This window comes from Neoaquamicrobium sediminum (genome assembly GCF_013240295.1).
GTDB classification, from domain to species: Bacteria; Pseudomonadota; Alphaproteobacteria; order Rhizobiales; family Rhizobiaceae; genus Aerobium; species Aerobium sediminum.
Genome location: NZ_JABETK010000001.1, coordinates 1,671,073 through 1,683,377 on the forward strand (window position 1 = coordinate 1,671,073; position 12,305 = coordinate 1,683,377).

Consider the following 12,305-nt stretch of genomic DNA (forward strand, 5'->3'; position numbering starts at 1 on the left):
GATCAAGCAGATCCGGCCCATTTCATTATCGAATGCGCAGAAGTCTACATATGGATAGGCTTGGCAAAAGTCGCCAGCGCCGCCTCCTTGACCGATTCGGACATCGTCGGGTGGGCGTGGCACGTTCGTGCCAGATCCTCGGAGGATCCCCCGAATTCCATTAGAACCGCCGCTTCGTGGATCATCTCCCCGGCGCCGAAGCCGACGATATGAACACCCAGCACCCTGTCCGTCGCCTTGTCGGCGAGAACCTTGACGAAACCGTCGGTCTGCAACATGGCGCGGGCCCGCCCGTTGGCCGTGAACGGGAACTTGCCGGCCTTGTAGTCGACGCCCGCCTTCTTCAACTCTTCCTCGGTCTTGCCGACTGAAGCGACTTCCGGGCTGGTGTAGACGACGCCTGGAATGACGTCGTAATTCACGTGGCCCGCCTGGCCGGCGATGATTTCGGCTATCGCCACACCTTCGTCCTCGGCCTTGTGCGCAAGCATTGGCCCCGCGATGACGTCGCCGATCGCATATACGCCCGGCACCGAGGTCTGGAAGTGATTATCGGTCTGAATGCGGCCGCGCTCATCGAGCACCACTCCGGCCTTCTCCAGACCAAGTCCATCAGTGAACGGCTTGCGGCCGGTCGCGACCAGCACGGCATCGGCCTCGATCGTTTCCGCGTCGCCGCCCTTGACCGGCTCGAACGTGACCGATGCGCCTTTCTTGGACTTTGCGACCCCGGTCACCTTCGCGCCAAGCTTGAACTCCATGCCTTGCTTGGCCAGCAGGCGCTGGAACTGCTTGGCGACCTCGCCGTCCATGCCGCCGAGGATCGTGTCGAGATATTCGACCACAGTCACCTTCGCGCCGAGCCGTGCCCAGACGGAACCGAGTTCGAGCCCGATGACGCCGCCGCCGACCACGACGAGATGATCCGGCACCTTGTCGAACGCCAGCGCGCCGGTGGAGGAGACGATCACCTTTTCATCGAAATCGACATCGACACCGGGAATGCCGGCGACGTCCGAGCCGGTGGCGATGACGATGTTCTTCGTTTCGATCTCCTGGACCTTACCGTCTTCTCCCGTCACGGAGAGCTTGCCCTGTCCGAGCACTTGCCCGGTGCCCTGGAACGTGTCGATCTTGTTCTTCTTCATCAGGAAGACGAGGCCCTTGGTGTTCTGGTCCACCGTCTGGGTCTTGTGCACCATCATCTTCTTGAGATTGACCTTCGGCTTGCTGATCTCGATGCCGAGCGCGTCGAAGGAATGTTCCGCCTCGAGCAGCATTTCGGTCGCATGCAGCAGGGCCTTGGAGGGAATGCAGCCGATATTGACGCAGGTGCCGCCATAGGTGTCGCGCTTCTCCACCAGAGCCGTCTTCAGCCCCAGTTGCGCAGCCTTGATGGCGCAGACATAGCCGCCGGGGCCGGCTCCGATAACGACGACGTCATAGCTCATGGCTTATTCCTTCCTTGCCGCAATGGCGGGTCAGCGCCCGCCGCTGGTAGTCAAAATCGCGCCCGTCGAATACGACGCCTCGTCAGACAGTAGCCACAGTGCCGCGCGCGCGACTTCCTCGGCCGTGCCTTCGCGCTTCATCGGCACGAGGCCACGCATGGCGGCAACCCGATCCGGCTGGCCGCCGGACGCATGAATTTCTGTGTCGATGATGCCTGGCCTGACCGCATTGACGCGAATGCCCTCGGCTGCGACCTCGCGGGCAAGCCCGACGGTCAGGGTGTCGACCGCGCCCTTTGAGGCCGCGTAGTCGATGTATTCACCCGGCGCGCCCAGTACGGCGGCGATCGACGAGATGTTGACGATCGCTCCGCCTGCGCCGCCATGGCTGGTCGACATGCGCCTCACGGCTTCGCGCGCGCAAAGTGCGGTGCCGATCACGTTTATGCGCATCATCCGGGTCAGGCGTTCTACGCTCATTTCATCGAGACGTGCCTTGCGATCCACAACGCCGGCATTGTTGACAAGCCCGTGGAGTTTCCCGAAGCGTGCATCGACCGCCTCGAACATGGCGATTACGTCCGCTTCCTCGCCGACATCGCCACGGATGGCGAATGCTTCGCCGCCGGCGGAGACGATCTCGTCCACCACGCGAGCGGCAGCTTTTTCATTGGACGCGTAGTTGACGGCGACACGCCAGCCGGCGGCCGCACCGAGCCTGGCGATCGCGGCGCCAATGCCGCGCGAACCGCCTGTCACGAGCATCGTTTTCGCCGACATCGTTCCTCCGTAGCCTGGATCGGGCGTCTCGAAGCCTACAGGTCCAGAACCAGACGCTCGGGATCCTCAAGCGTTTCCTTGACGCGAACCAGGAAGGTCACGGCTTCCTTGCCGTCGACGATCCGGTGGTCATAGGAGAGCGCGAGATACATCATCGGACGGATGACGATCTGGCCACCGACGACCATCGGCCGTTCCTGGATCTTGTGCATGCCGAGGATGCCCGACTGCGGCGCATTCAGGATCGGCGTCGACATCAGCGAGCCGTAGACGCCGCCATTCGAGATGGTGAAAGTGCCGCCCTGCATGTCGGCGACCGAGAGCTTTCCGTCGCGCGCGGCGACACCCAGCCGGCCGATCTCCTTCTCGATCTCGGCGATGGTCATCGCGTCGGCGTCGCGCACGACGGGGACCACAAGGCCCTTTTCGGTCCCGACCGCCACGCCGATATGCGCGTAGTTCTTGTAGATGATGTCGGTACCGTCGATCTCGGCATTCACAGCCGGGATCTCCTTCAATGCGTGCGTCACCGCCTTGGTGAAGAAGCCCATGAAGCCAAGCTTAACGCCGTGCTTCTTCTCGAACAGTTCCTTGTACTTGGCGCGCATGTCCATCACCGGCTTCATGTCCACCTCATTGAAGGTGGTCAGCATGGCGGCCGTGTTTTGCGCATCCTTCAGGCGGCGCGCGATGGTCTGGCGCAGCTTGGTCATGCGCACGCGTTCCTCGCGGGCGCCGTCGTCTTCCGAGGAAGGCGCGCGGGCTGCAGCAGGAGCGGCGGTTGCAGAGGCTGAAACACCCTTGGCGATGGCGTCGAGCGCATCTCCCTTGAGGACTTGACCGCGCTTGCCGCTGCCGGACACCTGGTCTGCGGAAATGCCGGCCTCGGCGAGCGCCTTGGACGCTGCCGGAGAAGCGGGCATGTCGGTTTTGCCTGCCGGGCCCTTGTCGGCTGCGGGCTCGGGCTTGGCCGCTTCCTCTTTCGGCGCCTCGGCCTTCTTCGGCTCTTCCTTCTTGGCGGATGCAGCGCCCGCGCCTGCGTCGATCATGCCGAGCAGCGCGCCGGGCTCGACCGTGTCGCCTTCATTGACCGTGATTTCGGCAAGCGTGCCGGCGGCGGGGGCGGGCACCTCGATGGTCACCTTGTCGGTTTCCAGCTCGACAACCGGCTCGTCGGCGGCGATGGCCTCGCCGGCCTTCTTGAACCACTTTCCGATTGTGGCCTCGGTGACGGATTCTCCGAGGGTGGGAACGCGAATTTCGGTAGCCATTGTTCTTTTCCGTTGCCTGATTTCGCTTCGCTTAGGTCAGTGGTGCTGGTTCATTCACCCAGCGCATCCTCGAGGAAGGCCTCGAGCTGTGCCAGGTGCTTGGACATGAGGCCCGTCGCCGGGGATGCGGCGGCCGGCCGGCCGGTGTAGCGCACGCGCTGGTGCTTTGCGTCGATGTGGGCGAGCACCCACTCCAGATACGGATCGATGAACGACCACGCGCCCATGTTCTTAGGCTCTTCCTGGCACCAAACCATCTCCGCATTGCGGAAACGCGACAGTTCGTTGATCAACGCCTTGGCCGGGAACGGGTAGAGCTGTTCGACGCGCAGCAGGTAGACGTCGTCGACACCGCGCTTCTCGCGCTCCTCGTAAAGGTCGTAATAGACCTTGCCCGAGCACAGAACGACACGGCGGATCTTGGAGTCCTTGACCAGCTTGATCTTCTGGTCCGGCAGCATCTGCGCGTCGTCCCAGAGCAGGCGGTGGAACGAGCTTTCGCCCGACATTTCCGACAGTGTGGAGACTGCACGCTTGTGGCGCAGGAGCGACTTCGGCGTCATCAGCACGAGCGGCTTGCGGAAGTCGCGCTTGAGCTGACGGCGAAGGATGTGGAAGTAGTTAGCCGGCGTCGTAACGTTGGCCACCTGCATGTTGTCTTCCGCGCACATCTGCAGGAAGCGCTCGAGACGGGCGGAGGAATGCTCCGGGCCCTGCCCTTCATAGCCATGCGGCAGCAGGCAGACGAGGCCCGACATGCGAAGCCATTTGCGCTCGCCCGATGAGATGAACTGGTCGAAGACGACCTGCGCACCGTTGGCGAAGTCGCCGAACTGGGCTTCCCACAGCGTCAGAGCGCGGGGTTCGGCAAGGCTGTAGCCATATTCGAAGCCAAGCACGGCTTCTTCAGAGAGCATCGAGTTGATGACCTCGTAATTGGCCTGGGCCGGCCCAAGATTGTTGAGCGGAATGTAGCGGTCCTCGGACTTCTGATCGTAGAGCACCGAGTGGCGCTGCGAGAAGGTACCGCGCTCCGAATCCTGCCCCGAAAGGCGGATCGGGTTGCCGTCCATGAGGATCGAGCCGAAAGCCAGCGCTTCGCCGGTCGCCCAGTCCAGGCCTTCGCCCGATTCGATCGCCTTGCGCCGGCTGTCGAGGAAGCGCCCGATGGTGCGATGGACCTCGAAGTCCTTCGGCATGTCGGTCAGCTTCTTTCCGATCTCCTTCAGCGTCTTGAGCGGAACGGAGGTCTTGCCGCGGCGCTGCTCGTCCTGATTGTCGGCCGTGCGCAGTCCCGACCAGGCGCCGTCGAGCCAGTCGGCCTTGTTGGGCTTGTAGGCCTGGCCCGCCTCGAATTCCGCTTCGAGGTTGGCCCGCCAGTCGGCGCGCATCTTCTCGACCTCGTCCTGCGTGATGAGGCCCTCGGCAATGAGCTTGTCGCTGTAGAGCTGGACCGTCGTGCGGTGCGAGCGGATCGCCTTGTACATGACCGGCTGGGTGAATGCCGGCTCGTCGCCCTCATTATGGCCGAAGCGGCGATAGCAGAACATGTCGATGACCACCGGCTTGTGGAAGGTCATCCGGTATTCGGTCGCTACCTTGGCCGCATAGACGACCGCTTCCGGGTCGTCGCCGTTGACGTGGAAGATCGGCGCCTCGATCATCTTGGCAACGTCGGACGGATAGGGCGACGAGCGCGAGAAGCGCGGGTTGGTCGTGAACCCGATCTGGTTGTTGATAATGAAATGGATCGTGCCGGCAACGCGGTGGCCGCGCAGGCCCGACAGGCCGAGGCATTCGGCAACGACGCCCTGACCTGCGAAAGCCGCATCGCCGTGCAGCAGCAGCGGCAGCACCTTCACGCGCTCTTCGATCGGCACAGCCTCTTCGCGGGTGCGACCGAAAACCTGGTCCTGCTTGGCGCGCGCCTTGCCCATGACGACAGGGTTGACGATCTCCAGATGCGAGGGGTTGGCCGTCAGCGACAGATGCACCTTGTTACCGTCGAACTCGCGGTCGGAGGAAGCACCGAGGTGGTACTTCACGTCGCCCGAACCTTCGACGTCATCCGGCGTGTAGGAGCCGCCCTTGAATTCGTGGAACACCGCGCGATGCGGCTTGGCCATAACGTTGGTCAGCACGTTGAGGCGGCCGCGATGGGCCATGCCGAGCACGGCTTCCTTCAGCCCCATGGCGCCGCCGCGCTTGATGATCTGCTCGAGCGCCGGAATCAGCGATTCGCCGCCGTCGAGGCCGAAGCGCTTGGTCCCCTTGTACTTGACGTCGATGAACTGTTCGAAGCCTTCGGCCTCGATCAGCTTCGACAGGATCGCCTTCTTGCCTTCGGAGGTGAATTCGATGCCCTTGTCGGGACCCTCGATGCGCTCCTGGATCCATGCCTTCTCGGCCGGATTGGAAATGTGCATGAACTCGACGCCAAGGGTCGAGCAATAGGTGCGCTTCAGGATGTCCAGCATCTGCCGGACGGTGGCGTATTCCAGTCCCAGCACATGGTCGATGAAGATCGGGCGGTCGTAATCGGCCTCGGTGAAACCGTAGGCCTCCGGCGACAGTTCGTTGTAGTCCTCCTTGGCCTCGGCGAGACCGAGCGGATCGAGATCGGCATGAAGATGGCCGCGCATGCGGTATGCGCGGATCATCATGATGGCGCGAACCGAATCGCGCGTGGCCGTCAGGATGTCGGCGTCGGAAAGTGCGGCACCCTTCTCGCTGGCCTTTTCGCGAACCTTCTTCTCGAAGTGCTTTTCGGCCGCGCCCCAGTCGCCATCCAGCGCCGAGACGAGTTCGCCATTGGCCGCGATCGGCCAGTTGGCCTTCGTCCAGGAGGCGCCCTGCGCGCTCTTGCGCACATCCCCGGCATCGTCCTTCAGCGCGGCGAAGAAGTCGCGCCACTCCGGATCAACCGAAGACGGATCGTCCTGCCAGGCGGCGTGAAGGGTCTCGATATAGTCGGCATTGCCGCCATACAGAAACGAGGTGAGTGAAAACTGGTCGTTGGCCTGATCCTGCCGCGCCATCTTGATCCTTCGGAGCCCCGTGCTCCGTCTCCTGTGTGAGAGGAGTAGGTAAGTAGGGCAGTAAGGCAAACATGTTTGGTGCGCCTACTGCCCTATTCCCTTTCTCCCTTAACCCTTGATCGCTTCGACCAGCGTCTTGCCGAGTCGGGCCGGCGAAGGCGAAACACGGATGCCCGCCTCTTCCATCGCCGCGATCTTGTCTTCAGCGCCGCCCTTGCCGCCGGAAATCACGGCGCCGGCATGGCCCATGGTGCGTCCGGGCGGTGCGGTGCGGCCCGCGATGAAGCCGGCCATCGGCTTGCGGCGGCCTTTCTTGGCTTCGTCTTTCAGAAACTGCGCTGCTTCTTCCTCGGCCGAGCCGCCGATCTCGCCGATCATGATGATCGACTGCGTCGCGTCGTCGGCCAGGAACATCTCCAGCACGTCGATGAATTCGGTGCCCTTCACCGGATCGCCGCCGATGCCGACGGCCGTCGTCTGGCCAAGGCCTTCGTTCGTCGTCTGAAACACTGCTTCATAGGTAAGCGTTCCGGAGCGGGAAACAACGCCCACCGAACCCTTGCGGAAGATGTTGCCCGGCATGATGCCGATCTTGCATTCGTCGGGGGTGACGATGCCGGGGCAATTCGGGCCGATCAGGCGCGATTTCGATTTGTCGAGCTTCGCCTTGACCTTGACCATGTCCATGACCGGGATGCCCTCGGTGATGCAGACGATCAGCGGCATCTCGGCCTCGATGGCCTCGATGATCGCAGCGGCAGCACCTGCCGGCGGCACGTAAACCACAGAGGCGGTTGCGCCGGTCTTGTCGCGGCCCTCGGCGACTGAGGCGAAGATCGGCAGGTTTTCACCGCTGGCGCCGGTCCAGGTTTCTCCGCCCTTCTTCGGGTGGATGCCGCCGACCATCTGCGTGCCGTGATAGGCGAGCGCCTGTTCGGTGTGGAACGTTCCGGTCTTGCCGGTGAGGCCCTGAACGAGAACCTTGGTGTTCTTGTCGATAAGAATGGACATCTAGGCTCAGGCCCCCTTCACGGCATTCACGATCTTCTGGGCGGCATCGTCGAGATCGTCGGCGGAAATCACGTTCAGCCCGCTCTCGTTGATGATCTTCTTGCCCAGTTCGACATTGGTGCCTTCCAGGCGCACCACGAGCGGAACCTTGAGGCCGACTTCCTTGACGGCTGCGATCACACCCTCGGCGATGACGTCGCACTTCATGATGCCGCCGAAGATGTTGACGAGAATGCCCTTCACGTTCGGATCGGCAGTGATGATCTTGAACGCGGCCGTGACCTTTTCCTTGGAAGCGCCGCCCCCGACGTCGAGGAAGTTGGCGGGCTCGGCGCCGTAGAGCTTGATGATGTCCATCGTCGCCATGGCAAGGCCGGCGCCGTTGACCATGCAGCCGATGTTGCCGTCGAGCGCGACATAGGCGAGGTCGTATTTCGAGGCCTCGATTTCCTTGTCGTCTTCCTCGGTCACGTCGCGCAGCTCGACCACGTCCGGGTGACGGAACAGCGCATTGTTGTCGAACGAGACCTTCGCGTCGAGGACGCGCAGCCGGCCGTTTTCCATGACGATCAGCGGATTGACCTCGAGCAGGCTCATGTCCTTCTCGGTGAAGGCCTTGTAGAGGAGCGGGAACAGCGTCTTGCCGTCGTTCGCCGCATCGCCTTCTAGCTTCAGTGCTTCGTTGAGCCTGGCAACATCCGCATCGGTCACGCCCGTTTCGGGGTCGATCGCGACGGTGACGATCTTCTCCGGCGTCTCTTCGGCGACGGCCTCGATGTCCATGCCGCCCTCGGTCGAAACCACGAAGGCGACGCGTCCGACGGTGCGGTCGACGAGGATCGACAGGTAGAGCTCACGGGCGATATCGGCGCCGTCTTCGATGTAGAGACGGTTGACCTGCTTGCCGGCCTCGCCGGTCTGCTTGGTCACCAGCGTGTTGCCGAGCATCTCGTTGACGTTGGCGACCACGTCCTCGACGGACTTCGCCAGCCGAACGCCGCCCTTGGCGTCGGGACCAAGTTCCTTGAACTTGCCCTTGCCGCGGCCGCCGGCATGGATCTGGCTCTTGACCACATAAAGCGGGCCCGGCAGCGATTTGGCGGCAGCTTCGGCTTCGCCGGCCTTGAGGATCGCGACACCGTCGGCGACCGGTGCGCCGAAACCCTTGAGAAGCTGCTTGGCCTGGTATTCGTGGATGTTCATCCGCCGTCCCCCTTACTTGCCCAAGGCCGGCGCGATGCCGATGCAGGCCTCGCAGAGACCCTGCACTGCCGCGACCGACTTGTCGAACATCTTCTGCTCGGACTTGTTGAAGTCGATCTCGATGATGCGTTCCACGCCGCCAGCGCCGATCACCACCGGCACGCCGACATACATGTCCTTGAGGCCATACTGGCCGGACAGATGCGCCGCGCAAGGCAGAACGCGCTTCTTGTCCTTGAGGTAGCTCTCGGCCATGGCAATCGCCGATGCGGCAGGCGCGTAGTAGGCGGACCCGGTCTTGAGCAGGCCGACAATCTCGCCGCCGCCCTTGCGGGTGCGCTCGACGATGGCGTCCAGCTTCTCCTTGCTGGTCCAGCCCATCTTGACGAGATCTGGCAGCGGGATGCCAGCAACGGTGGAATAGCGGACCATCGGCACCATGTCGTCGCCATGGCCACCGAGCGTCATCGCGCTCACGTCCTCGACGGACACGTTGAATTCTTCGGCGAGGAAGTAGCGGAAGCGGGACGAGTCGAGCACACCGGCCATGCCGACGACGTGGCTCTTGGGCAGGCCCGAGAACTTCTGCAGTGCCCAGACCATCGCGTCGAGCGGGTTGGTGATGCAGATGACAAATGCGTTAGGCGCGTACTTCTTGATGCCGGCGCCGACCTGCTCCATCACCTTGAGATTGATGCCGAGGAGATCGTCGCGGCTCATGCCGGGCTTGCGCGGCACACCGGCCGTCACGATGCAGACGTCAGCGCCTTCGATGGCCGCATATTCGTTCGCGCCGACATAGCGGGTGTCGAAACCGTCGACCGGCGAGGATTCCGCGATGTCCAGGCCCTTGCCCTGCGGAATGCCTTCCGCGATGTCGAACATGACGACGTCGCCGAGTTCCTTGAGGCCGACCAGATGGGCGAGCGTGCCGCCGATCATGCCGGATCCGATGAGGGCAATCTTGTTGCGAGCCATGGTGATTGGTTTCCCTTTTGTGCGCCGGTCTGCTGCCGCGCCGGCCTGAAAACTGCGTTGCCGAGTATTGTTATCCGGACACGGGAGGCCGTCCGAATTCGGGCTCGGGCATAGACGCATCGCCCAAAAAACTCAACCGATTCTTACCACGCGAACATTTTCAATCGTTTAGATCATTATTATCTTACGTAAACGTAAGAATCCGTAGGGCTGGATTTGCCTCGATCGCCAGTTTGAACCGAAATGGAACAGTAGCTGCAAACCACGAAGCAACGGGATTGTCGCCAATCTGCTGACTCCGCGATGTCAGCACGTCTGCGTTTAGACTGCCGCTTTGCCATATCGAAGGGAGGCAGTGGATGTTTGAGCGATCGTTTGAAACGACATCTTTGCGGATGGAGCAGTTGGTGCTCCTGAGTTTTCAGGCGCCCACCGAGGATGTCGATCGCATCATGAAGGCGGTGGTGGCGATAACCCCGCTTGCCATGGGCAACTACGACGGCAACGCCTATCAGAGCGGGACCGGCATTGAGCGATATCGCCCTCTGGACGGCGCCGCGGCCGGACCGGAGAGCGAGGTTAGGGCCCGCCCCGGGGTGGTCGAGGTGTCCTTCGAGCTTCCTGCCGACCGGCCGATTATCGACCGGGTGATCGAGGCGATCTTTCAGGTCCACAGCTACCAGGAACCGGTCATTCGTATTCAGACCATACTCGGCAGCCGCTCCAAGGGGCTCGACGACAGCAGCAATCCCAACCGATGGTGGAACACCACGGGAGACTGGAAGCAGGCAGAGAACGGCTAGCGTGGCGTTTCACGCTGCCGCACCGTCTCCAGCCAGTCGCGGGTCTGCATTTCCGTCAGGCGGGACGCCGTGCGGGCGAACTCAAAGGCTTCCGTGCCGCTGGTGCCGGCATAGAGCTGTTCCGGCGGCGCTTCGGCACTTGCGACAAGCCGCATGCGGTTGTCGTAAAGCGTGTCGATCAGCAAGATGAAGCGCTTGGCCTCGTTGCGCTTTTCCTGACCCATCACCGGAATGCAGTCGATGAACAGCGTGTCGAAACGAGAGGCGATTGCCAGATAGTCGCGCGCGCCCAGCGGCTTTTCGCAAAGTTCGCCGAAGGTAAAGCGCGCCGCCGTGCCGTTGGCGCGTAGAATAACCAGTTCCCGGCCTTTCACCGCGAGTCGCGTCTCCTGCGTCGTGTGGCCGGCGGTAGCTGCGTGCCATGCTTCGTCCATCTGGCTGGCGGTCTCGGCATCGCAAGGCGTCATATAGACCCGCATCCGGTCGAGTTTTTCGCGCCTGTAGTCGGTCGGTCCGTCGAGCGCGATCACTTCCGCGTGGCGTTCCAGGATACCGATGAATGGTTCGAAGAGCGCCCGGTTCAAGCCATCGCGGTAAAGATCGCGCGGCGCCACGTTCGACGTCGCGACGAGCACGACGCCTTCCGCGAACAGGCTGGAAAACAGCCGCGACAGGACCATGGCGTCGGCGATGTCCGTCACCGCGAATTCGTCGAAGCATAGAATCCACGCTTCTTCGGCCAGTGCCTTGGCAACCGGCGGGATCGGATCCGTCTCCTTCGTCTCGCCGCGTTTCAGCGCCTCGCGATGGCTCTGTATGCGATCGTGGACGTCGGCCATGAAATCATTGAAGTGGGCGCGCCGCTTGCGCTTCACCGGAACCCGTTCGAAGAACAGATCCATGAGCATTGTTTTACCGCGCCCGACGCCCCCATAGACGTACAGACCCTTCACGGTCTCGCGCGGCTGCTTTCGTTTGGCGAAAAGCCAGCCCAGTGCGCTGGATTTGGATGCCAGACGCTTGGTCGAGACGTCGGCGATCAAACGGTCCAGCGCATCCACGATCCGTAGCTGCGCCGGGTCAGAGATGATGGTGCCGGCCTGCTCAAGATGCTCGTAATGCTGCCGCAACGTACGGAATGTCGACAGGTCGTCGAGCGAAGACATCGGCGGGGCCTGTATGCTGTCGCGCTATATGATGTGGCTCAGCGGGACAGTGAAACCGGTACGCCCGTGCTCGTCTGGCCGTCGAAACGCTCACCACCCGAGGAATAGAGGCGTGCAAGCACTTCGCCGTTGTCGTTGTAGAGCGCGAGCTGGCTGCCCGATACGTTCCACGACTTGACGCCGTCGAGCGGTGCCGGGCACCGCAGCGGCCCGGCGCGATAGCCCTGGCCGAAGCGCGTTTGCGGTGTCGCGATGCGGCAGCTCTGTCCGGAGACGCTGGCATTCCATACGCCTGCGACGCTACCCGTGGTGATCTCAGGCGCATTGGCACCTGGATCGACGGCTGCGACCTGGGTCCCGTCAGAGGGAAGCTGTCCCGGTTGCGCGCCCGGGGCTGCGGGGAACTGGCTGGGATCCGTCACGCCCGGCTGACCGGGTGGCGGAAGCTGGCCGGACGTCACCGTACCGGCCGGTGCGGGCGACAGTGGCGCCGGCGCAGGACCGCTCGAATCCAGCCGCGAGAAGCGTTCGCTCTGGCAACCGGCCAATGCGAGCGCGATAAATGTCGTGGCCAATACGCCGGTAGTTCTGAAACCCATCGATT

The 12,305-nt window shown here is 62.7% G+C and carries 10 protein-coding genes; 1 reads left to right on the top strand and 9 read right to left on the bottom strand.

Annotated features, from left to right (window positions below; all coding sequences use genetic code 11):
- Window positions 1-44 precede the first annotated feature (44 nt).
- The 7 genes from lpdA to mdh form a co-directional block, all read right to left on the bottom strand.
- Window positions 45-1,451, bottom strand: a complete 1,407-nt coding sequence (lpdA, locus tag HK436_RS08130; RefSeq protein WP_173188705.1) for a dihydrolipoyl dehydrogenase — start codon at window positions 1,449-1,451, stop codon at window positions 45-47.
- Window positions 1,452-1,481: 30 nt separating this feature from the next.
- On the bottom strand, window positions 1,482-2,231 hold the full coding sequence (locus HK436_RS08135; protein WP_173188707.1) for an SDR family oxidoreductase: 750 nt from the start codon (window positions 2,229-2,231) through the stop codon (window positions 1,482-1,484).
- Between the two features lie 35 nt (window positions 2,232-2,266).
- Window positions 2,267-3,502 (bottom strand): 2-oxoglutarate dehydrogenase complex dihydrolipoyllysine-residue succinyltransferase, encoded by a 1,236-nt coding sequence (gene odhB, locus HK436_RS08140; RefSeq protein WP_173188709.1) that lies wholly within the window; start codon window positions 3,500-3,502, stop codon window positions 2,267-2,269.
- A 50-nt stretch (window positions 3,503-3,552) separates the two neighbouring features.
- Window positions 3,553-6,540: a 2-oxoglutarate dehydrogenase E1 component gene (locus HK436_RS08145; RefSeq protein WP_173188711.1), complete on the bottom strand. Its 2,988-nt coding sequence runs from the start codon at window positions 6,538-6,540 to the stop codon at window positions 3,553-3,555.
- A 108-nt stretch (window positions 6,541-6,648) separates the two neighbouring features.
- Entirely contained in the window at window positions 6,649-7,551 is a 903-nt protein-coding gene (sucD, locus tag HK436_RS08150) for a succinate--CoA ligase subunit alpha (RefSeq protein WP_173188713.1), read from the bottom strand.
- A gap of 6 nt (window positions 7,552-7,557) precedes the next feature.
- Window positions 7,558-8,754 (bottom strand): ADP-forming succinate--CoA ligase subunit beta, encoded by a 1,197-nt coding sequence (gene sucC / locus HK436_RS08155; RefSeq protein ID WP_173188715.1) that lies wholly within the window; start codon window positions 8,752-8,754, stop codon window positions 7,558-7,560.
- Between the two features lie 12 nt (window positions 8,755-8,766).
- The gene (gene mdh, locus HK436_RS08160) at window positions 8,767-9,732 is read right to left on the bottom strand and encodes a malate dehydrogenase (RefSeq protein WP_173188717.1); all 966 of its coding nucleotides are present in this window, start codon (window positions 9,730-9,732) and stop codon (window positions 8,767-8,769) included.
- Window positions 9,733-10,091: 359 nt separating this feature from the next.
- Between mdh and HK436_RS08165 the strand changes: the two genes are divergently transcribed.
- Window positions 10,092-10,535, top strand: a complete 444-nt coding sequence (locus tag HK436_RS08165; RefSeq protein WP_173188719.1) for a YqfO family protein — start codon at window positions 10,092-10,094, stop codon at window positions 10,533-10,535.
- On the opposite strand, the gene zapE is transcribed toward HK436_RS08165, so the two are convergent.
- A complete protein-coding gene (zapE, locus tag HK436_RS08170; protein ID WP_173188720.1) occupies window positions 10,532-11,701 on the bottom strand; it encodes a cell division protein ZapE in 1,170 nt (389 codons plus the stop codon). The two genes, HK436_RS08165 and zapE, sit on opposite strands and share 4 nt — an antisense overlap.
- Before the next feature lie 38 nt (window positions 11,702-11,739).
- A complete protein-coding gene (locus HK436_RS08175; protein WP_173188722.1) occupies window positions 11,740-12,300 on the bottom strand; it encodes an AprI/Inh family metalloprotease inhibitor in 561 nt (186 codons plus the stop codon).
- Between the last annotated feature and the right edge of the window lie 5 nt (window positions 12,301-12,305).